The following is a 19,305-nucleotide window of genomic DNA, read 5'->3' as shown; positions in this document are numbered from 1 at the left end:
CCTCTTGGGCAGTCCAATGGAGTCTTCCATCATACAGATACATGTCAAAAACGGTTCCCTAGCTTTCTTCCTGAAAGCAAAAGAACCGTCCTTAGTTTCTCATAATCACATTCCAAACTTCTTCAGCCTTTTATAAAAAGTACTTCGTGGAATGCCAAGGAATTTTGCTGCTGCTGTTACATTTCCATTTGTCCGTTTTAAAGCGTCCAGCATTAAATCCCTTTGGATTTTCTCACGTGTGTTTAAGCTTGTTTCTTCCACTTTGTCTTCTTCAAACCGATTCGCTGAAGTGGAAGAATAATTCAAGTTTAATAGCTCTGAAGGCTGTTCTAAAATGGAGTAGTCTGACTGTTGTTCTGGGAGCATGATGTGCAGCCGTTCGATCAGATTGGTTAATTCCCTTATGTTTCCTGGCCAGTCATAGTCTCTTAATCTGGTAATCAGATCTTGGATATCTATGCTGCCTATGCTCCAATTGTTCTTTTGGCAAATATGCTTAATGAGATGCGGGATATCTTCTTTTCTATTTCTTAAGGGCGGAACATCGATTGGATATACATTTAAACGGTAATAGAGGTCCTCACGGAATTCTCTCCGTTTTACAAGGTCAGTAATGTCACGATGTGTCGCCGTTATGATCCGGACATCCAAAGGAACTTCTTTGGTTCCGCCAATAGGGGTGACCTTCCTTTCCTGAAGGACACGCAATAAAGCTACCTGCATCGTGTGAGGAATTTCACCAATTTCATCAAGAAAGATCGTCCCCCTTTGAGCCTGTTCAAATTTCCCTTTATTTCCTTGACGTTTTGCCCCGGTAAAAGCCCCTTCTGCATACCCAAAGAGTTCACTTTCCATCAGGTCTTTAGGAATAGCGCCGCAATTCAACGAGATAAAAGGGCCGTTTTTTCGAGGGCTGTTATCGTGAATGGCCCTTGCAATCAACTCTTTGCCTGTACCCGTTTCCCCTGAGATAAATACGGTAGCATCTGTTGGAGCAACGAGTTTCACTTTCTTTAATGTGTTCTGGAAAATCTCACTTACTCCACATTCCCCTTTAAATACAAAGGAGTCTTCTGGTCTTGAGGGAAGGAAGCAAGCTTTTTGATGAGCCACATTCACTTCAGACAGGAAAAGGCAGATTCCATTCAGACAGTTGTCTTCCTTTGTATAGATAGGCATTTCAGACTTGATCCGGTATCTGTTATGCAGTAATTCCTGCAGATTCATTCCAATGACCTGCGGTATTTTCTCCCGGACGGGTTTACTTGCGGATATGATTTGTTTGTGCTGATTACACACGATGAAGAGCTGGCTGTGATGGGTCTCAGCTAATTGGGAAGCTTGCCGGACCATGGTGATTTCTTTTCTGTGGGATCTCTTAATTAATTCTTTTTCAATCGCATAAGCAATGGAAGTAACCATGCCAATCATAAAAGGGTGAGATTGCTCTACGGGACATGAAACATCGATGACTCCAAGTAATCTTCCATGGTCGTCCATAATGGGAGTGGCAGAGCAGCTCCATTGATGAGAAGCTACAGAATAATGCTCCGGGCCCTGAATCATGACTGCTTCTTTTGTTGCCAATGCCGTTCCGATTGCATTGGTCCCGACAGCGCCCTCAGTCCAGCGTACGCCTTCCATAAAGTTAATTCTGCTGGCATCCATTAAGGTTTTTTCATTCCCTAATAGGGATAATACATATCCATCAGGATCGACCAATAATGCCATCATGCCAGAACTTTTTATCATCGGTTCCATCTTTTTTAAATACGGGTCAGTCATTTCGATAAGCAGTGAATTTTGAGCTTTCTTATTATGTAATTCCTCTTCAGTTAATAAATGCATGCCTTTATTCAAATATGGGTTTACTCTTTCTTTTTTACATCGGTACCAGGATTCCAAAATTCGTTTGTCTAATCGTGATTGGTCAAGAACACCTTCATGAACAAATCGCTTCCAAGTATCAAAATAAAAAGTAGTATCCATGGAGCCCCCTCTTATTAGAAAAAATTTTCCGGCATACATTTGTTTCATTAGAAAAAGAGAATCTGTTTGTTATAGGCAATTTTCAAGTTTATTATATTAAATTATGTATCCGCTTTCAATAAACAGCGGTTCCTTATTATGAATATTCAAAAAATAAACTTCGCGCATTAGCACGAAGCCTGAAATGATCTTATAATGATGGATCTACCAATATTTTAATTTGGTTTTTATTTTTCGTGAGTGCTTCAAACCCTTCAGTAACGATTTGATCAAGGGAAATTTTTTTGTGATGAACTCTGTTGCTTTCATTTGCCCATTTGCAAGCAATTGAATAACTTGCGGGAAGATGTTTCGATAAGCTATGATACTAGTCATCTTTCTCTCTGTTAAAATAAATTGGTTTACCGGAATGCTGGCAGGTTTTTCCCATATACTGATATTCACTACATTCCCTTCCGGTTTTGTCGATTCAATTGCGGTATGAATAGCAGCCTCGATGCCAGCTGCCTCAAATGCAACATCAACTCCAAGCCCATCAGTAAATTCTTTTATGGCTTGAATGGGGTCACTTTCTAAAGGATCCATGACAAGGTCTGCTCCAGCCTGTTTTGCAAAATCCCTTCGTTCCGGGGAAACCTCGACTGCAACGATTTTACTTGCACCCGCTGCCTTAGCTGCTTGAATAACCAACAAACCGATTGGCCCTGTTCCAATAACAGCGACTGAATCCCCAATCTTCATGTCACTTTGGCGGACAGCGTGAACGGCAACAGCTGCCGGCTCAACTAGAGCTGCCTGTTCCCATGTCATATGGTCCGGAATTTTATGAATCATCTTAGATGGCACCACACTGTATTCTGAAAAGCCGCCTAATCCGCCGGAGAGACCGATAAAACCTAATTGTTCACAAACATTATAGTGTCCTTTCCGGCAAGAGCGGCATGTACCGCAGCTGTAAATCGGTTCTACGCACACGCGGTCCCCCACTTCTATTCCAGTTACATCTTCCCCAACGGCAGCGACCACCCCGGCAAACTCATGACCCATGACAATCGGCGCCTTGTCCTTCGATATGGGGTGGGGTTCTTCTACTGGGATAAAAATGGGACCGGCCAAATATTCGTGCAAATCTGACCCGCATATGCCACAATAAGAAACCTTTATTTTCACCTGATCCTTTTCAAGAGAAGGCTCAGGAATTGTTTCCACACGGATATCTTTTGTGTTATACCAAAGAGCAGCTTTCAATCAAATCCCCCTTTTATACATGAACAGCATGACCAATAGCACTTAGCAGCGCTTCATGAACGGCTTCAGAAAAGGTTGGATGGGCGGCGATGAAATTTTCCATCAGGTCTGCTGTCAATTCTGCATGAAGCATGACAGCTCCTTGCCCAATAAGCTCTGTTGCATGAGCTCCCACGATGGAAATTCCGACGATTTCCCCGAATTCCGGATCGATCATAACCTTTACTTTTCCAGCCTGTTCATTGGCGATTAGCGCCTTGCCATTTGCCGAGAATGGAAACTCACCCATTCTGATATCACCATATTTTTCTCTCGCCTGCTTTTCTGTTAAGCCAACACTTGCGATTTCAGGTGATGTGTAAATACAGCGGGGAACAGCGCTGGCATGAACTACAGCATCCATCCCACAGGCATTTAAAGCCGCCACTTTTCCTTCATGGAAAGCCATATGGGCAAGCTGAATTCCACCGACTACGTCACCGCATGCATAAATGGAAGGGATGTTTGTTTGCATATGGTCATTCACATGGATCCCCTGATTGGAAAAGTCAACCCCTACACCTTCTAAACCCAAGTGATTGACTCTAGGCTTGCGGCCAACGGAAACGAGAACCCGGTCTGCCTGAATTTCATGGAGTCCCTTATCGTCTTCAATGAACGCTTTCTTCCGGGCTGCTTCCAAATGCTTGAGAGCAGCAGAAGTGTAAATCGCTGCGCCGTCTTCTTCAAGCTGTTTATGTAAGACACCAGCGATATCCTCATCTTCGCCTGGAAGGAGCTGACCCGCCATCTCGACAATGGTCACTTTTGTGCCCATTCTGCTGAAAATACTGGCAAACTCACAGCCTATTACACCACCGCCGACAATCAGCAGCGAGGATGGAATCGACTGAAGTGACATTGCCTGGCCGCTATGAATCACCCATTCTCCATCAAAGGGGGCGAAGGGCAATGGGGCAGGTTCGGAACCTGCCGCTATGATTATGTTATCGGCCTTCATTTCTTGCTGATTTCCATTGCTCACAACCTGCAGAGCTTTACTTGTCTTGAAAGAGGCCGTTCCTTTAATTACCTTCACTTTATTTTTCTTCATTAAATATTGAATTCCTTGAACAAGAGTTGAAACGATCCTGTTTTTACGATCCTGGACTGCATTCCAATCAATTTCGATTTGCCCAGATGGCAGATGAATTCCAAACTTATTGGCATGATATAGCTGACTGTACACTTCAGCACTTTCTAACAGAGATTTAGTTGGCATACAGCCTTCATTTAAACATGTTCCTCCAAGAGGCCCTTGGTCAATAATGGTCACTTCCTGTCCCTGCTGGGCAGCCGTAATGGCAGCTACATATCCAGCAGGTCCACCTCCAATAATGGCGATCGATCCCAAAGCATTCCCTTCTTTCTATAAAAGCATCGTAACCGGCTCTTCCAAAAACTGTTTGACTGTTTGTAAAAACGCTGCTGCCGGTGCTCCATCAAGGACACGGTGGTCAAACGTCAGACTGAGAGGCAGGATGCTTCTTTTTCTATTGTTTCCCCCTTAAAAACCGGCGTATCATAGACAGCTCCGACTCCAAGGATCCCTGATTCCGGCGGATTTAAGATTGGGGTAAAATGTTCCACACCGTAAGAGCCAAGATTACTGATCGTAAAGGTAGATCCCTGCATCTCCTCGCTGCTCAGCAGCCCAACTCTTGCCTTCTGTGCCAACGTTTTAATGCTACTTGATAATTCAATGAGCGAACACTTTTCAGAATGGCGAATAACTGGAACAACTAAGCCCTTATCAATAGCAACTGCCATTCCAAGATGCACATGCTTAAATAAATGGATTGTTTCATCAATATAGGCACTATTCATTTGCGGATGCTGCTGAAGCGAAAGCACCACTGCCCGAGCGATAAAGTCAGTCACCGTCAGTTTATTCTCATAACGGTTTTGGATCGTTTCGGCTGTTTGCTTCTGCAATGAGATTAATTCCGTCACATCCACCTTCATGTTCATCGTCAGCTGTGCGGTCTGCTGCAGGCTATCATGCATTCTGCCTGCAATAACCTTTCGAATGCCAGAAACCTTCATTTCCTGAGCCTGTTCAGCTGTTTCCAAGGCGGGTTTGTCCATTTGTTCCTCTTCTGCCTTTTGCACACGGGATTGTTTCAAAGCTTCCTGGACATCTTCCTTTGTAATTCTTCCTCCAGGTCCTGTGCCCTGGATTTCACTAATATTGATGCCGCCCGCTTCTGCCATTTTTCTGGCTACTGGAGAGATTTTTACGCGGTCTCCACCGGTTTTCACCTGCTTGCTCTTCTCTGGTGTTTCTTTTACTGGAGATTCGGCAGCTGCTTTAGTCTCCTCAGTTTGTACAGAGGCACTCACCGGAGCAATTTTTTCACCAGGATGGCCGATATAACAAATAACAGCTCCCGGCGGGACTCCTTCCCCTTCAGGAACGGCAATTTCCAATAATGTTCCTTCTGCTGGGGATTCTACATCAATTTCAATTTTTTCCGAGCTGACACTTGCAATCGGTTCTCCTTTTCCAACCCGATCCCCGACCTGCTTGTTCCATATGGATACCGTTCCTTCCTTCATGGCCATTCCCAATTTTGGCATTACAACTTCTACTGACATGGTTATCCCGCCTTCCCATTACACTTCAAGAGGTGTTCCTAATAACTCCGATACCACTTTCACCACTCGTTCTGCTTTTGGCAGATAAATATCCTCAAGCGGCGGAGAGAATGGTACGGGAGTATGAGGAGCTGTGATCCGTTTGATTGGTGCATCAAGGTAATCGAATCCTTTGTCAGCCACCAGTGCGGCTATATCTGTCGCTATACTGCACCTAGGATTCGCTTCATCAATCACAATGAGTCTATTTGTCTTTTCTACTGATGAGAGAATCGCTTCTTCATCCAATGGCGAAAGGCTCCGCGGATCGACAACTTCAATTTCAATTCCTTTTGAGAAAGCTGTTCCGCAGCCTCCAATGCGGTATGAACCTGCTTCCCTATGGCTACAACCGTCACGTCTGAACCTTCCCTTTTAATATCTGCTTTGCCGATTGGAATCGTATAATAGCCTTCCGGGACATCACCTGTCATGTTATAGAGGGTCTTGTCTTCAAAAAAGATGACAGGGTCATTATCTTCGATTGCAGCAAGCAATAAACCCTTTGCTTCATATGGGGTTGATGGAACGACCACTTTCACACCAGGGATTGCAGTAAATAGTGCATATAAACTTTGAGAATGCTGGGCAGCGGCTCTAAATCCGGCGCCATGCATCGTTCTGATCGTGACCGGAACCTGGGCCTTTCCGCCAAACATGTAACGGAATTTTGCCCCCTGATTTAAAACCTCGTCCAAGCAGCTGCCGATAAAATCATTAAACATTAATTCGGCAATGGGACGCAGTCCGGTAGATGCAGCAGCCATCGCTGCTCCCATATATCCCGCTTCCGTAATCGGTGTATCTAAAATCCGCTCCCGCCCAAACTCCTGGACAAGACCTTTCGTGACCCCAAGCACACCGCCCCATGCATCTTCATCCTGCAAATGGTCCACCTGAGCTCCGCCGGCAACATCCTCACCCATTAGAATGACATTCTCATCCTTGCGCATCGCCAGTTTCATAGCCTCATTGATGGCCCCTGACATACTTACCTTTCTTGTCATGAAAGACTCCTCCTTTTATTTAAAGTGTCCTTTAGTCAAAACATTGTCTTGTATACTCTTAAAACTAATAAGAGACATATACGTCCGTTAACAGCTCGGATGCATTCGGATATGGACTTTCTTCGCTGAACTTTACAGCCTGATTCACTGCTGCCTCAACAGATTCTTCAATTGCCTCAACTTCACTTTCAGCAAGCAGCTGCTCATTCAACAAATGATTTCTAAAGAGGAGAATGGCATCTTTATCCTGCTTGTGCTCTGCTTTTTCCTGATCTGCTTTGTAGGTTTGGGCGTCTCCCTCAAAATGGCCATAATTCCGGTATGTCACACATTCAATCAGTGTCGGACCTTCCCCGCGTCTTGCCCGCTGAACAGCTTCTTCAGCAGCCTGGTAAACAGCCAGAACATCCTTCCCATCCACCTTGATGCCAGGAATATTGTAGGCAATTGCCCGGTCCACAATGGACTTACAGCTCGATGCATACGAAAATGGCGTCGCTTCCGCATATCCATTATTTTCAGCAACAAAAACAACAGGAAGCTTCCAGATCGCAGCCAAATTAATTCCCTCGTGGAAAGTCCCATGGTTCTGGGCACCGTCACCAAAGAAGCAAACGCTTACATTATCAGTCTTTTTATACTTGGCTGTTAGTGCTGAACCACAGGCGAGCGGAAATCCTCCACCTACAATTCCATTGGCTCCAAGCATGCCTTTATCAAAGTCGGCAATATGCATGGAACCTCCCTTTCCTTTACATAGCCCTGTGACTTTTCCATAAATTTCAGCCATCATCCCATCCAAATCACAGCCTTTCGCAATGCAGTGCCCATGTCCGCGATGGGTGCTTGTTATGCTGTCCTTGTCATTTAAATGCGCACAAACCCCAACAGCGACCGCTTCCTCACCTGCGTATAAATGAACAAATCCCGGCAGGATTCCCTTTGCAAACAGCTCATGAACTCGATCCTCAAACTGACGGATCTCAACCATTTTTTGATACATCCACTGGGCTTTCTCCTTTGATAAAGCTACATCTTTACTGCTTTCCAATGCTTTCATTCTTTCAGCCTCCTTGGAAAAATAGATTTCAACTAAATTAATGCAAGAACCGTGCCAAGATAGTAAGCCGCTAAATTCAGCAATTTTGTATAATTTTGCTCGAAAAAAATAGACAAAACGAGACAGTGTCTCGATTTGTCTACTTATGTTTCTACTAAAAAGGATTTCTATTTTGCAGACGGAAGAAGCCAGCCAGCACCAAAGAGAGCAGCATCCATCATGGCTTCGAGTTCTAATTTCTCTTTGGCTTTAACAGTTGATTTTTGCTTATAGAGCTGAGAAAAAAATAAATGAAATTGCTTAAAATATTTACTAAAATAAAACATTTCACCTTTGGTGTTTTTGGTATAATTTAGTAATAAATTCAAAGGTGGTTACTATGAACTATTTTTTAAGTTTTATTCTAGCTGTATCTCTTACTTCATTGTCTTATTTTTTCGGCAGTATCCTTACAAAGAATGCTATTTCTGTTCTAGCAGCATTCATAATTGGTACTTCAGTAGTATCGTTAGGATCCATTACGGAGGCATTAGGTGCCCCCATCTGGTTAATTGTTTTAATTCCTTTTCCTGTTGGGATGTTTCTGCTCTATCTTTTTATGAAAAAACCTTTGCCTATTTGGTTTCTTACCTATATAACAACATTAGCTTTGTATTCTGTCATTCACATCATAATGAGTTACTTTTTTAACTTCCACTCATTAATTCCTGCTTGGAAATTGTCGTAATTTAACGGTAATCCTCTTGGATTCCCTGAAACCTGGCCACTCTGTCATTGAAGTTATGAATTGGTGCAAAGGGAAAGATAAGATGCAGACTACTTGGAAAATTTATTTCATCTCCTTTATTCGTGCCAAAAAAAGAAGTCAATAATACTGGCAATTCTGTGAAAAAAACGTTCAAAAAATAGACAAAACGAGATAATGTCCCGATTTGTCTATTTTTATTTCTATTCATAAGGGAAGAGAGCTAAAGGGTTAGCGAAAGAACCCAGCCCATGCTTACCTCCTGCCCCGTTCCCCTAAATTAATCCCAATCCCCATATAGATAACGGCAATCAGCAGCATAAACGAAACCGGCAGCAGAATATCACTCCAGCCTGCATCAAAAAGAGCAGCATCCATCATCGCTTCTAGTGCATAACCCATAGGGAAAAGGTCAGCAATAAAGGTGAATACCGGATTATCCATTACACCCGGCGGCACATACACACCGCTGATAATCGGGATAATCGGAATAACAGATGGATAAACCATGTTGAACTTTTCCGGCGTTTTGGTCAAGCCGGCAACCAGCATAGCCAAGCTTACACTGCTAAATGTAAACACGGCGGCAATCGTCAGAATAAGGGAAAGCGGCCCTATTTCATAGTTCATGACATATTCGAATATCAGAAAAACAGCGGCCATTTGAAAAAATCCAATGAAAAAGCTATACAGCAAATGGCCGGTATACATATTGGTTTTACTTACTGGCGAAAGGTTCAGACGGTTCCACACCCCGCTGACTTTATCCGCATTTATGCCATTAACCTTAAATCCAATGGTGAACATGGCAATAAACAGGGTAAAGCCAAACAGCAGCTGGGTTCCCATATTATGGCTGGTCAATTCTCCGCCATTCACACTTTGGGTGTTAACGGTCAGGGGCGGTTTTTCCAGGTAGCGATCGATTTCTTCTCTTAATTCAGCTGTATCAGCAGAGCCTGCAATCGCCTGAAGCTGTGCTTCCTCCATAAATACTTTATGGACCTCCTGCTCGATCAGCTGGATATTGGGCATATCAGATGCGGTTATTAAGCGATAATCCTGTTCCATTAATAGAATGGCAACATCCCTTTTTCCCTCTCTAACCTGTTCACGAGCTTCCCCTTCTTCCGATATAACATATTCGGTATTTTCATTATCCTTATTTAATAGCTTTACCCATTTTTGTTCAATCTCCTCGGCATTTGGCCCGGAGGCAAACACAGAAACAGTGGTATTCGTCTGCCAGGCAGAGTTTCCGAAAATGAGGGTAGCTAAGATGCTCAGGCCAATAAATGTCAGGATTAGGAGCGGCTTTCGTTTGTCCTTTAGAAATTGAGCGTAAAACACTGGATACATCAGCTTCGCCCCCTTTTTGGAAAGATTGACACACTGATGGCAAAACAAATGATAAATACACCCATTAGAAAAATAATCGGGAATAGCAAGTCATTGAAATGGCTGTATTGAACCCATTCAATAAGGGCTGTCTGTGTCAGGCCATTCGGTGTCCATTCGCCGATTTTTTGAATCGGGTCCGGAAGTCCTTCCAGCGGAAAGAAGCTGCCGCCCAGAACGCCAAACCCCATAATGACCAGGGTAGATATACCACTTGCTGCGTTGGTGTCGCTTAAATGAAGTGTAAGAGCCGTAAATAAAGCGGAAAGCCCCCTACTGTTAAGGCAAATGCGATCAGGACAACCATTAACCCCGCCCAAAACGTGAATGATTTATCCGGAAATACATTTAACAGCAATTGAACAACCGTCAGGGTAATCGCGAATTGCAGAATGGCGAGAATAAAAGCTGATACCGTTTTCCCAATTAAGAAGGACAGCGGATGGCTATTCGTTAATAAAATCCGATTGAACACCTGCTCCCGCTTTTCTGTCATCGTTTTTAACGAAACCGTCTGAGCCATAAATAAGGCAAAAAGGGTTCCGATTGCAATCGTGAAATATTGGGAAATGGTATACGCATCCGCACCATCATCCCCTTCAACCACTTCCTTGCCTCCCTTTGGCAAAATGGGTTCTGCTGTGGCCTGGACTCCTTGACTCCCAAGGGCAAACTGCGTATTTACCGTATTTACAAAGGTATGGACGACCTCTTGAAGGGTGCTGACCTCTGACGATTCCTCCTCGGCTAAAATGGTTACGGACCCTTGAGATGTTTCCCCTAATAGAACACCGGATAACAATTCAAACGTAAACCCTTCTGGAATTTTAATAATCGCATCCAGTTCCCCATTTTTCACTTGTTCTGCTGCTTCCTGTTCACTGAAGTCCTTTACAGTCACCCATTCCTCCAAATCAGAGCTGTTCAGAAAATCATGAATAAGCTTTACAGGATCTAGCTGATCTGCTCCTGCAAGTACTGCACTTTTCTCTTCAGGTGATAATCCCTTCGCTTCCACAGCAGCTGCAAATTGCTCCTTCCCCTTTTTCACATCATCCTCCTGCACCACTGAAATATCTATTTGCATCGCTTTTTCATCCTTAAAAAGGCCTGAAAAGGCAAAATTCAAGATCACAATGATCAGGATGGGGAGCAATAATGCCATTAAGATCTCTTTGCGGTCTCTCCAGAAAACCAGTAGATCTTTTTTTATAAAAGCACCCATTTTTCACCTCTCCTTAATCCCGCAATGTTTTACCTGTCAGGTGCAGAAAGACGTCCTCCAGGCTTGGAATTTCTACTTGATAGTTCATAATTTGAATACCTTCTTTTTCTGCGGCATGCACAAGGCTGCTTAAAAGATGATGATTCTTTTTCGCCAGAATACGAAGCCCTTCACTCGTTTGTTCAACTTGGAGGACATCCGGCAGTGTTTTAATTTTATCCGTGAATGCTTCGCTTCTCTTGCTGAGCTGAACCCCGATGGTATCTTCACTTGATAAAATACTCAGCAATTCTTCCTTGCTGCCCGTTGCGATAACTTTTCCATGATCCATAATATAGACCCGATTGCATAATTGCTCGACTTCCTCCATGTAATGGCTCGTATACAGGACGGTAGTGCCCTGGGTTTGATTTAATTCACGAACCGTTTCTAATATATGGTTTCGTGACTGGGGGTCAATGCCGACAGTCGGTTCATCGAGTATGAGGATTTTCGGATTATGCAGCAGCGCGGCAGCGATGTTGATTCTTCGTTTCATTCCGCCGGAAAAGGTTTTAATCAGCTCCTTTTGGCGATCCTTTAAGCCGACCATATCCAAGACTTCCTGAATACGGACTTCCAGGGTTTCTTTTTCAACGCGATAGGCTTTCCCGAAAAACTTCAGGTTTTCATACGCTGATAGCTCCTCGTATAAAGCGATTTCCTGCGGTACTACTCCAAGTACTTTTCGAAGATTTGAAGGGTTTTGAATCGTGCTTTTCCCATCAAGCTTTACATCCCCGGAAGTCGGCTTAATGAGGGATGCAATCATGGAAATCGTTGTTGATTTGCCTGCGCCGTTTGGCCCAAGCAGGCCGACTGATTCGCCTGTATGCAGGTATAGGTTAATTTCATCCACCACTTTTTTATCTTTAAAGCTTTTCGTCAGTTTTACGGTTTCGAGCATGGTTCCACACTCCTTTATTTAGTTGATACGTTCAGGATATAAAAAAAGAAACAGCATCACTACTGTCTCCCGTCACGAGTTATGTATTTCACCATTACTTTCATCATTTTTTCTGAATTAGACAAGGTTATGGCGGATGGCATAGATGGCGAGCTGTGTCCGGTCTCTTAAATCCAGCTTCGTCAAAATCTGGCTTGTATTATTTTTTACGGTGCCTGTGGAAATGGCAAGCCGTTCTGCGATTTCGTTATTGCTGAGCCCTTCTCCAATGCATTTTAGGATGGCCCGTTCCCTGGGTGTTAGAGAAGGATCGGGTTCCTTGGTGTCCTGCTGTTTCATTAGCTGGGGAACGACCTTTGCAGCTACCCCTTCTTCTATAGATAATCCGCCCTTTAGAGCACTTCGGATTGAACGGAGCAGTGAATCCGTGTCACCGTTTTTTAGAATGTAGCCGCTCACGCCTATTCGAAGGGCCTCCATGACATAATTATCGTCATCGAAGGTAGTCAGCATTAGGATTTTGGTATGGGGCCAGCGTGATTGGATGATCTTTGCCGCCTTCAATCCATCCATTACAGGCATTCGGATATCAAGAATGGCAATATCAAATTGCATTTTTTCACAAAGGGCGATGGCTTCTTTGCCGTTATCTGTTTCACCAGTGACTTGGAACTTAGGTTCAGTTTCAATCATCATTTTTAAGCCCTGTCTTACCATTACCTGGTCTTCTGCGAGGAGTATTCGAATCATGGTTATCACCTCTATTCTCATAGATTGTCTTTGAATTTTGCCCGTTGATTTCCGCTGCAGGCACTCGCTTTCCGTGGGGCTACCGGGAGCCTCCTCGCCGCTGCGCGTCTGCGGGGTCTCCCCTGGTTCGCTACTCCCACAGGAGTCTCGCACCTTCCGCTTCAATCAACTCAGAGATTATACTTAAATAAGCGTTCAAAAGCCTTTACGAGAACTACCTTATTTTAATGAATCCGGTAACTATGAAATGTCCTTCAGTTTGGTACACCTTCAAACCACCATTATGCTTCTCTAAACGCTGCCTCATTTGGCTTAGTCCGAATCCTTCGTGATAGCCCTCCGTTCCAATGAACGGGTTTCGAATTTCAAATCGTAATATGCTGCCGCCTGGTGCTTCGAAGGTGATTTCTGCTTCTTTTGCATCACTATGCTTCATGATATTGGTTAAGGCTTCCTGGACTGATCTGTAGATCACAAAGGATTGTTCACCAGTCAACGGGGCAGAAAAGGCACCGTATTTGACGGAGAAATGAATGTGCATCATATTTTCCAATTCGAGCCTGCGAATTAACCGCAGGATGCCAGGAAGCCCGCCGGTGTCATTTGCCTTAAGAGATTTTACGGCCCTGCGTGTTTCGTTGAGGCTTTCATTAGCCAGTTCCTTTAATGATTCCACTCTTTCCTGTTCGTTTTCTGAGGTTTGCAGACGAAACATTTCCAGCTGCATGATAAGGGCGGTCAGTTTATGGCCAACTGAATCATGGATTTCATGGGCAATCAGCACCCGCTCCTCCTGCCTGGCAAGCTCCTCCTCAGAGACAGCTCTCCGTTTTAAATCGCGAAATTCACTGAAAATAGCCTCATGGCGTGCTTCCAGATCCATTAAATGATCCTTGGTTTTTTTATAATGGATGAGAGCAAGCAAAAGGAATAGGATATATACAATTATGAAAGTCTGAAGGAACCAGCCCAGATTACTATGTAAAGTGGTCAACCCTAATGCGAATGCACCAATTGCCCCATTCAAAATACTGTATCGAAACGGTAGTCGATAAAAGCCCTCAGCAATTAGAAGGGAAAGGATGAGAATAAGAAAGGGATTAAATTGATCATTGTAGGGAAATAGGGTTGCTGCTGCAATAACCGTTTTAGTACCTAATATGAAAAATAAAACAATGGGCTTTTTCTCGATCAATGGAACGAGAAAAAAGAGCAGGAAGTAAAATGTTACCCCAAAAAGGTAAAATGGTAATTGATTTATGGGAAGGTTAAGATAAGCAATCGCAAAAGGCCAAACAACCATATTTAATAGGATCCATAGCCAGTAGGATTTCATAATATGCCCCCTTTTCTTAAGGGTTTACAACTGTAAATTTTATCATTTAATAACCAAATTAACCATATTTTGTACTTACAAGCAACGTGGGTCAGATATAATATATATAAAAATCCAAGACTAAAAGTAGGTACACCTGTTTATCAAAAAGTCGCCTTTGATTTTCTCCAATAAATTTATTAGGATGCGGTATTCAACTCCACAGCCGTTTTTAGATAGTAAAAAAACAAGCTCTTCCTAAGCCAACACACATAATAAGTACAAAGAAGGTTGTGTACTAATATAAGGAGCACCTCTGCTCTTTGTCACAAAAATTCTCCTTACCTCGTTTTATTTTTGCAGCCTTTGCTGTAATTCAGCATTTGGCAGAATATGATTGGAAGTGAAAAGATGCAAGAAATGTACATGCAATATAAAGGATTGCTGTATAAGCTCGCCTATCAATTGACAGGATCTGCCTCTGATGCAGAGGATGTTGTGCATGATGTGTTTTTGAAATTATATGATGTTCCGAAGGAGAAGCTATCTGAGCCTAAAGCTTATCTTTGTAAAATGGTCACAAATCGATGTTATGATTTACAAAAATCAGCGCGCAATAAACGGGAGCAGTATTTTGGGGAGTGGCTTCCAGAGCCCCTGTTTCATTCAAGTTCGAATGATGATGCCATAGAATCAGTCGAGCGGGGTGATTTATTGTCTTATGCGATGATCGTACTGCTTGAACGGCTTACACCAACGGAGCGTGTTGTTTTTGTCCTTCGTGAAGCACTCGGCTTTGACTATGAAGAAATTGCAGAGCTCGTGGAAAAAAGCACGGTGAATTGCCGTAAACTGTTCAGTCGTGCCCGTGCAAAAATGGGGATTACCTCTGAAGAGCTTGTTCATACTGAAACAGCCCCTAATGAACTGATTACTGACTTTCTGGCAGCACTCAAACAGGGGAACATGAAGCGAATGGTATCCATGCTTGATCCTAATGTTATACTGGTCTCTGATGGAGGAGGAAAAGCAAAGGCTGCTATTTTTCCCATTAAAACGAGTGATCGCGTTGTTCGCTTTCTCATGGGAACTGTACGCAAAGCATCAATGGTTGAGGGAGCTCCCCAAGTTGAAATCAGCAAGATTAACGAACAACCTGCTTTTATACAACGTTCTAATGATGGCATTCATACGGTGGGTATCATTCATACAGAGGGAAATTTGATCCGGACTATATACATTGTCCGAAACCCAGACAAACTGAAGCATACAGGGATATAAACAAAGACTACATCCGGGTTCTATTTATACGGAGACCGATAAGATGATTTCTTCCATCTTACCGGTCTTTTTTTGTTCGACTCAAGCAGTAAAAGTCCATGAAAATTACGGATTTATACCACTCATAGTCCAGCTTTAGTCAATCCAAAAGCAGTGTCAGCAGAACCCGGCACATTTTTGAAAGCTATGCTGATACGGTTCCAGGCATTGATTGCCATGATAGAGAAGGTAAGATCTGATAGTTCTTTTTCTGAAAGGTGCTCACGAACATGGTCATAAATGTCATCAGGAACACCGTGTGCAGGCAACTTAGTCAAAATCTCAGTCCATTCAAGCGCTGCACGTTCGCGTGGGCTAAACAGAGTGGATTCGCGCCAAATCGGGATATGATATAGGCGAAGCTCACCCTCTCCATGGATCTTTGCCTGCTTGATATGCATATCCACGCAAAATGCACATCCATTCATTTGTGAAGCTCTAATGTGGACGAGGTGGATGATTTTCTCTTCAATTGAGCTTTCCTTCTCTGCATTGCTTAGTGCCATCATCTTGTTAACAAATTCCGGAGATTGCTGCATGTAATTAATACGTTGTGTCATTATTGTTGTACCCCTTTTCCTTTATAATTTAATTTTCTTATAGCTTGTAATCTAAGACTGTAACTTTTTGGACGATCTCAAACTGAAGTTTAATTAAGATTCCTACTGTGATCGTTTTCTATTTAGCATTCTACGTTGAATTGTTTAACTACCCTCCCTTAATCCCGCTCATAAATATAACGATGTTAGGATTCCTTTTGTGACACTCATGATTGTAAAAAAGGAGTTTAGTTCAAAAATGGAGGAGAGTAATGGGGGAGGATATGTATTGTACGAACTTTAAAAAAAGATATCCAAATCCAGTTATAAAGCATGTGGCTCTAATTTGCGTATGAGAAAGGGTCCATATTGGAATAGTACCAGCAAAAAAGAATAGTCGATTATTCTACCGACTATTCTTTATCTAAATAAGTGCGAGTCCCTATCAGTAATATTTCTATTAAAATCCTTGAATGGTACTTACCAAATTAATAAATCAGCTAATTCCTCAAGCTATCTATTTACAATATATTCTTTAGATGAGTACAATAGCATGAAATTCATATATAAATAATCCCCTGCAAGCCTTATCTTCGGCACCCATATATCGTATATCCGTCAATGGAATACTCTTATAAATCCTTCAGTTTTTTGCTTGTGTATACCTTCATGTCTTCTCTTATTTTGAGCACAGGCATAGTAAGGAAGGTTCCATTTCGATCAATCAGTTTCCAAAAATACATCCGTTGCCAGCTTATCATTTTTTGAGAGATTGCAGGCTGTACAGGCAATCACTAAATTCCATAGCTGATCCGCTTGAACAAAGCTCCATGGGATAAAATGATCGACATGGGCTTGTTCCATATTCTTGATAGTTTTACTGCAATAAAAGCATTTCCCACCATAGAAAGAAGCAAGCACTTGATAAAAAGGGTCTAAAGATGAACGCTTTGAAACATTTTCAACCTTCAGCAAAAGCCGCGAAGTATCTCCTTGTTCATTGAACTTTTCCAGAAAAAGAGCCAATTAGTAGTTGGACATATACTTCAAGACGCTCTGATAGCGCTGCATAAAAGAAAAGAAAGCAGGATTAAAGCGGAGGATTTCATGTTCATTATCAAAATCATAAATGGTTCCGGAGGTATCTCCATAAATCGCTCCCTTTACATTGACCTTGCATTTCTTTTTTACTTTATTTACGATAAATATTTGTAATTCGTTTGATAGCTTATCAAAAACAAAGGTGTTCGGGATTTGATGTTTTGATTGCACGTTAAGCAAAATGCTCTGAACCTCTGCTTTCTTGCCCACCATATTAATATGATTAAGATCATAATGAATGACTAGATTCCAATAAATCCTTGTAAAACTGTAAAATAAAGAATCATAATGCAGCTCCAATTTTTCATTCGCATTGTAGAGATTCTCGATTAAAGACTTAATCAAAACGAATTTATATGTTGTTGAGTTTCACGATTTTGATGAAAAGATATAATTAAAGTGCCCCCATATTTCTTTGTCAATTAAATATGCAGCTTTCATTTCACCAACTTGCAGTTTATGACTCATAACTTTCTCTTTCCCCAATCCATTATAATTTCATGATTAATCTTCAACCTCAATTAGGAATACTTTATCTCGAAATACACCTCTTTTTTCCGCTTTACTTTTACGAATTTCATCCACATCCCGCATTGTAGAACCATGAACTTTGGCCAATGCATGAAGGATTTCCAGAATATCTGCCAGTTCCTCGATTGCTTCCTCATCAGTTTGTGCTTTAAGGTATTCCTCTAGCTCTTCGAAGCTCTTTTTCTTTAATTCTTCTATATATTCTTCATTTTCTAATATTCTTGTTGAAAACTTTTTTCCATTACGAGTAATAACCTCTGGGATGCGGTCTCGGACAAGTTTATTGTAGATAGGCATTTTCGACTCACCTTAGTAATTATTTTTATAAATCTTTTTGATGCTCAAAACAATAGATCTTCCCATTAAACCTTTTATTCGACAAACAAAATGCTTTCACTTTTTCCGAAACCAGTTTGTTGCATACGCAGCATTTTTCCGGCTGATTCTCTTTCGTAACTGTCTCTTTTTCATTGGGCCTACTTTCTTTTAGCGTTTGCACATGCTTCTCTCTAATAGATGGATCTGTTATATTTGCTGCATAAATTGCGTCATAAATCATCAAAACCTCATTATCATTAAGCAAAGGCTCTTTATGCTGCAGCTTTAGAACCGATACTTTCCTATGTATGTAATCGAATAATTCCACATCATAAACAATTAAATCATTAGAAGCTATTTTTCTAAGTTCGAGGTCATCAATTTTAAACGTGCTGCGTTTCGTAAAGGAAACCATTGAAATAAATAGATGATGGTATTTTTGATCAAGGAAATTCTTTAATGCTTGTATATGTCCGTAATTTTGAATAAATGGATTCATCATTTTAAACTTGCCATTTACGGACCATGTTTTTCTATCTTTTCCTCCATAAATGGTCCCTTGATAATTTTTAGTTTCGATTACAAAGACACCAAACGGAGTAATCACTATATGATCAAGCTGTGAGTAACCTGTCTTTGCTTTTGGGTTTTTAACTAGCACGTCGCTAAGATGCTTATAATCCTTCGAAAGCTGATCTAATTGAATATCAATTTTGTATTCCCCTAACTCACCTATACGTGCTGCAACCTTCTCGCTATTTTTTCTTTTATTTGAGTTAATGTGATATTTGAATTTTGCTTGTCTTCATCTTTTTTCTTTTTAAAAAGCTTAACAATAGTATCACTTTGCTCTCCTTACACTCTGATAACATATTTAGTATAGTATAAATATACCAGTTATAAGAAAAAATCATGTAAATTAGGAGAAAAAAGACAACTATAATTTTGCAGCTAAATCCTAAATAGTTATTTAAATGAATAGAGTCTTATCTTATTTAAGATTTTGTGTTCCAGATGAAATTCCTATAAATATTAAAGGCGACTCTTATAAGTTACAAAAAATAATTAATTCTGTATATGAATTAAAGAGTTAGTTACAGATCAACTAAAAAAATCAAAGTTCATCAATAGTACAAT

Annotated in this window: 17 protein-coding genes and 3 pseudogenes; 2 read left to right on the top strand and 18 right to left on the bottom strand. The window is 41.7% G+C overall.

The genetic code is table 11. The features are described 5' to 3' along the window. Nucleotides 1-105: 105 nt before the first annotated feature. The 7 genes and pseudogenes from M5V91_RS05090 to M5V91_RS05060 all read right to left on the bottom strand — a co-directional run bounded on the left by M5V91_RS05090 (nucleotide 106) and on the right by M5V91_RS05060 (nucleotide 8,306). On the bottom strand, nucleotides 106-1,989 hold the full coding sequence (locus M5V91_RS05090) for a sigma-54-dependent Fis family transcriptional regulator (protein ID WP_284521818.1): 1,884 nt from the start codon (nucleotides 1,987-1,989) through the stop codon (nucleotides 106-108). 190 nt (nucleotides 1,990-2,179) lie between these two features. After that, nucleotides 2,180-3,237: pseudogene (locus M5V91_RS05085) on the bottom strand (2,3-butanediol dehydrogenase). Nucleotides 3,238-3,250: 13 nt separating this feature from the next. Beyond that, on the bottom strand, nucleotides 3,251-4,630 hold the full coding sequence (gene lpdA / locus M5V91_RS05080) for a dihydrolipoyl dehydrogenase (RefSeq protein ID WP_284521817.1): 1,380 nt from the start codon (nucleotides 4,628-4,630) through the stop codon (nucleotides 3,251-3,253). Between the two features lie 15 nt (nucleotides 4,631-4,645). Continuing rightward, nucleotides 4,646-5,874, bottom strand: a pseudogene (locus M5V91_RS05075) (dihydrolipoamide acetyltransferase family protein). An 18-nt stretch (nucleotides 5,875-5,892) separates the two neighbouring features. Next, a pseudogene (locus M5V91_RS05070) lies at nucleotides 5,893-6,920 on the bottom strand (alpha-ketoacid dehydrogenase subunit beta). Nucleotides 6,921-6,984: 64 nt separating this feature from the next. Further along, on the bottom strand, nucleotides 6,985-7,980 hold the full coding sequence (locus M5V91_RS05065) for a thiamine pyrophosphate-dependent dehydrogenase E1 component subunit alpha (RefSeq protein ID WP_009333893.1): 996 nt from the start codon (nucleotides 7,978-7,980) through the stop codon (nucleotides 6,985-6,987). A gap of 167 nt (nucleotides 7,981-8,147) precedes the next feature. Further along, entirely contained in the window at nucleotides 8,148-8,306 is a 159-nt protein-coding gene (locus M5V91_RS05060) for a hypothetical protein (RefSeq protein WP_284521816.1), read from the bottom strand. A 53-nt stretch (nucleotides 8,307-8,359) separates the two neighbouring features. Here M5V91_RS05060 and M5V91_RS05055 point away from each other — a divergent pair, with 53 nt between their 5' ends. Then, the gene (locus tag M5V91_RS05055; RefSeq protein ID WP_192908810.1) at nucleotides 8,360-8,707 is read left to right on the top strand and encodes a hypothetical protein; all 348 of its coding nucleotides are present in this window, start codon (nucleotides 8,360-8,362) and stop codon (nucleotides 8,705-8,707) included. 273 nt (nucleotides 8,708-8,980) lie between these two features. On the opposite strand, the gene M5V91_RS05050 is transcribed toward M5V91_RS05055, so the two are convergent. The 6 genes from M5V91_RS05050 to M5V91_RS05025 all read right to left on the bottom strand — a co-directional run bounded on the left by M5V91_RS05050 (nucleotide 8,981) and on the right by M5V91_RS05025 (nucleotide 14,380). Continuing rightward, the gene (locus M5V91_RS05050) at nucleotides 8,981-10,084 is read right to left on the bottom strand and encodes an ABC transporter permease (protein ID WP_251267026.1); all 1,104 of its coding nucleotides are present in this window, start codon (nucleotides 10,082-10,084) and stop codon (nucleotides 8,981-8,983) included. Then, on the bottom strand, nucleotides 10,084-10,314 hold the full coding sequence (locus tag M5V91_RS05045) for a hypothetical protein (RefSeq protein ID WP_284521815.1): 231 nt from the start codon (nucleotides 10,312-10,314) through the stop codon (nucleotides 10,084-10,086). Before M5V91_RS05045 ends, M5V91_RS05050 begins: the two co-directional genes overlap by 1 nt. Nucleotides 10,315-10,355: 41 nt before the next feature. Continuing rightward, nucleotides 10,356-11,348 carry an ABC transporter permease gene (locus M5V91_RS05040; protein WP_284521814.1) on the bottom strand — a complete coding sequence of 331 codons (993 nt, stop codon included), beginning with the start codon at nucleotides 11,346-11,348 and terminating at the stop codon, nucleotides 10,356-10,358. Between the two features lie 13 nt (nucleotides 11,349-11,361). Further along, nucleotides 11,362-12,294: an ABC transporter ATP-binding protein gene (locus M5V91_RS05035; protein ID WP_284521813.1), complete on the bottom strand. Its 933-nt coding sequence runs from the start codon at nucleotides 12,292-12,294 to the stop codon at nucleotides 11,362-11,364. Between the two features lie 117 nt (nucleotides 12,295-12,411). Continuing rightward, nucleotides 12,412-13,044, bottom strand: coding sequence for a response regulator (locus M5V91_RS05030; protein WP_284521812.1), 633 nt, complete (start codon nucleotides 13,042-13,044; stop codon nucleotides 12,412-12,414). A gap of 214 nt (nucleotides 13,045-13,258) precedes the next feature. Continuing rightward, complete coding sequence (locus tag M5V91_RS05025) at nucleotides 13,259-14,380, bottom strand: sensor histidine kinase (RefSeq protein WP_284521811.1); 1,122 nt, start codon at nucleotides 14,378-14,380, stop codon at nucleotides 13,259-13,261. Nucleotides 14,381-14,770: 390 nt separating this feature from the next. Between M5V91_RS05025 and sigJ the strand changes: the two genes are divergently transcribed. Next, the gene (gene sigJ, locus M5V91_RS05020) at nucleotides 14,771-15,640 is read left to right on the top strand and encodes an RNA polymerase sigma factor SigJ (protein ID WP_284521810.1); all 870 of its coding nucleotides are present in this window, start codon (nucleotides 14,771-14,773) and stop codon (nucleotides 15,638-15,640) included. Between the two features lie 122 nt (nucleotides 15,641-15,762). Here sigJ and M5V91_RS05015 read toward each other — a convergent pair whose 3' ends face one another. The 5 genes from M5V91_RS05015 to M5V91_RS04995 all read right to left on the bottom strand — a co-directional run bounded on the left by M5V91_RS05015 (nucleotide 15,763) and on the right by M5V91_RS04995 (nucleotide 18,949). Then, complete coding sequence (locus M5V91_RS05015) at nucleotides 15,763-16,239, bottom strand: carboxymuconolactone decarboxylase family protein (protein ID WP_284521809.1); 477 nt, start codon at nucleotides 16,237-16,239, stop codon at nucleotides 15,763-15,765. Nucleotides 16,240-16,938: 699 nt separating this feature from the next. Continuing rightward, a complete protein-coding gene (locus M5V91_RS05010) occupies nucleotides 16,939-17,193 on the bottom strand; it encodes an HNH endonuclease (RefSeq protein ID WP_284521808.1) in 255 nt (84 codons plus the stop codon). 51 nt (nucleotides 17,194-17,244) lie between these two features. Further along, nucleotides 17,245-17,664 carry a hypothetical protein gene (locus tag M5V91_RS05005; protein ID WP_284521807.1) on the bottom strand — a complete coding sequence of 140 codons (420 nt, stop codon included), beginning with the start codon at nucleotides 17,662-17,664 and terminating at the stop codon, nucleotides 17,245-17,247. 159 nt (nucleotides 17,665-17,823) lie between these two features. Continuing rightward, complete coding sequence (locus tag M5V91_RS05000) at nucleotides 17,824-18,147, bottom strand: nucleoside triphosphate pyrophosphohydrolase (protein ID WP_284521806.1); 324 nt, start codon at nucleotides 18,145-18,147, stop codon at nucleotides 17,824-17,826. Between the two features lie 25 nt (nucleotides 18,148-18,172). Then, nucleotides 18,173-18,949 (bottom strand): nuclease-related domain-containing protein, encoded by a 777-nt coding sequence (locus M5V91_RS04995; protein WP_439649973.1) that lies wholly within the window; start codon nucleotides 18,947-18,949, stop codon nucleotides 18,173-18,175. Between the last annotated feature and the right edge of the window lie 356 nt (nucleotides 18,950-19,305).

The sequence above is a fragment of the Cytobacillus pseudoceanisediminis genome (assembly GCF_023516215.1).
In the GTDB taxonomy this organism is placed as follows: domain Bacteria; phylum Bacillota; class Bacilli; order Bacillales; family Cytobacillaceae; genus Cytobacillus; species Cytobacillus pseudoceanisediminis.
Note: the sequence above shows the minus strand (reverse complement) of the source record. Positions and strands in the feature narration are given on the sequence as shown.

What these genes read in the sequence shown, in the direction of transcription:
- M5V91_RS05045 (WP_284521815.1), bottom strand. Translation starts at nt 10,314, where the DNA reads ATGGGGTTTGGCGTTCTGGGCGGCAGCTTCTTTCCGCTGGAAGGACTT.
- M5V91_RS05060 (WP_284521816.1), bottom strand. Translation starts at nt 8,306, where the DNA reads ATGTTTTATTTTAGTAAATATTTTAAGCAATTTCATTTATTTTTTTCT.
- M5V91_RS05065 (WP_009333893.1), bottom strand. Translation starts at nt 7,980, where the DNA reads ATGAAAGCATTGGAAAGCAGTAAAGATGTAGCTTTATCAAAGGAGAAA.
- M5V91_RS05055 (WP_192908810.1), top strand. Translation starts at nt 8,360, where the DNA reads ATGAACTATTTTTTAAGTTTTATTCTAGCTGTATCTCTTACTTCATTG.
- M5V91_RS05025 (WP_284521811.1), bottom strand. Translation starts at nt 14,380, where the DNA reads ATGAAATCCTACTGGCTATGGATCCTATTAAATATGGTTGTTTGGCCT.
- M5V91_RS05000 (WP_284521806.1), bottom strand. Translation starts at nt 18,147, where the DNA reads ATGCCTATCTACAATAAACTTGTCCGAGACCGCATCCCAGAGGTTATT.
- M5V91_RS05090 (WP_284521818.1), bottom strand. Translation starts at nt 1,989, where the DNA reads ATGGATACTACTTTTTATTTTGATACTTGGAAGCGATTTGTTCATGAA.
- M5V91_RS05040 (WP_284521814.1), bottom strand. Translation starts at nt 11,348, where the DNA reads ATGGGTGCTTTTATAAAAAAAGATCTACTGGTTTTCTGGAGAGACCGC.
- M5V91_RS05035 (WP_284521813.1), bottom strand. Translation starts at nt 12,294, where the DNA reads ATGCTCGAAACCGTAAAACTGACGAAAAGCTTTAAAGATAAAAAAGTG.
- M5V91_RS05050 (WP_251267026.1), bottom strand. Translation starts at nt 10,084, where the DNA reads ATGTATCCAGTGTTTTACGCTCAATTTCTAAAGGACAAACGAAAGCCG.
- M5V91_RS05030 (WP_284521812.1), bottom strand. Translation starts at nt 13,044, where the DNA reads ATGATTCGAATACTCCTCGCAGAAGACCAGGTAATGGTAAGACAGGGC.
- sigJ (WP_284521810.1), top strand. Translation starts at nt 14,771, where the DNA reads ATGCAAGAAATGTACATGCAATATAAAGGATTGCTGTATAAGCTCGCC.
- M5V91_RS05015 (WP_284521809.1), bottom strand. Translation starts at nt 16,239, where the DNA reads ATGACACAACGTATTAATTACATGCAGCAATCTCCGGAATTTGTTAAC.